This window comes from Psychrobacter sp. 1U2 (assembly GCF_051847575.1).
Window position 1 is genome coordinate 1 of the sequence record NZ_JBPYDC010000454.1, and the last position, 1,063, is coordinate 1,063.

Below are 1,063 nucleotides of genomic sequence, written 5' to 3' on the forward strand. Positions count from 1 at the left end.
ACGAGTCGGCACTTATCTCACTTACGCAGGCCAAACGACTGGTCGAACAATTGGACGCTAGCGCAAAGAGCAGCAGTACTCATCCATTATTGGCCAATATCGAACAAGAAATTAAAAACGTAAAAACCGCCAAAAATTTTAAACCTTAGGCGGTTGTTTAGATAGCAGCGGCTATCTTTAAACAGTAAGGATTAACCTTGTAGCGCGTCTTTTACCAGTTTTGAGATGAGTGCAGGATCAGCGCGACCAGCAGTCTTATTTTTCAGTACGCCCATGACACTACCCATATCACGCATTGAGGTTGCGCCTTGTTCTTTGATTTCTGCATTGACTAAGGCGGCCAGCTCAGCGTCATTCATCTGCTGCGGCATAAACTCATTGATGATATCAATCTCAAACTGCTCTTTGGTTGCCAAGTCATCACGGCTATTTTCAGTAAAGATAGCTAACGACTCTTGGCGTTGTTTTAGCTGCTTTTGTAGCACTTCTAAGACGCCTGCATCATCAAGCTCTTTTTGACGGTCAATCTCGATTTGTTTGACGACCGCTTGCACATTGCGTAGTACTTTGACGCGCTCAAGCTCACGCGCTTTCATAGAGGCTGTGATATTGTCCGATAAGTTCTGTTTAAGTTGGCTCACTATTATTATCCTTACTCGTTAAGTTTTATTCGTTAGGCTTTTAAGAAGGTGCTTTATGATTGACCTATTAATAAAAGTCTGTGTAAACAACAGCAATAACAAAAATTGTAGCATAAAAAACGCCACTGTTATTTATTGATAACAGTGGCGTTAGTGTAGCGCTTGTACTTAGCTAATCGTATTAGTGATTAGTACATACGAGTGGTACGAATAGTTTCGCGTTGCAGTTTTTTCTTATAACGCTTTACGGCAGCAGCTTTTTTACGTTTGCGTACTTGCGTTGGCTTTTCATAAAACTCACGCTTACGTACGTCTGATAATACACCAGCTTTTTCACAAGCACGTTTGAAACGACGGATAGCGATATCAACTGGTTCGTTTTCTTTAACCTTAACTGCAGGCATGAAGACTCCTTGATTAGG

Annotated in this window: 2 protein-coding genes; both read right to left on the bottom strand. The window is 41.5% G+C overall.

The window, feature by feature from the left end; translation table 11 throughout:
- Nucleotides 1-191: 191 nt before the first annotated feature.
- Complete coding sequence (locus ACS8FD_RS16530) at nt 192-641, bottom strand: GatB/YqeY domain-containing protein (protein WP_299218393.1); 450 nt, start codon at nt 639-641, stop codon at nt 192-194.
- A gap of 188 nt (nt 642-829) precedes the next feature.
- Nucleotides 830-1,045, bottom strand: coding sequence for a 30S ribosomal protein S21 (gene rpsU, locus ACS8FD_RS16535; protein ID WP_010195908.1), 216 nt, complete (start codon nt 1,043-1,045; stop codon nt 830-832).
- Nucleotides 1,046-1,063 lie beyond the last annotated feature (18 nt).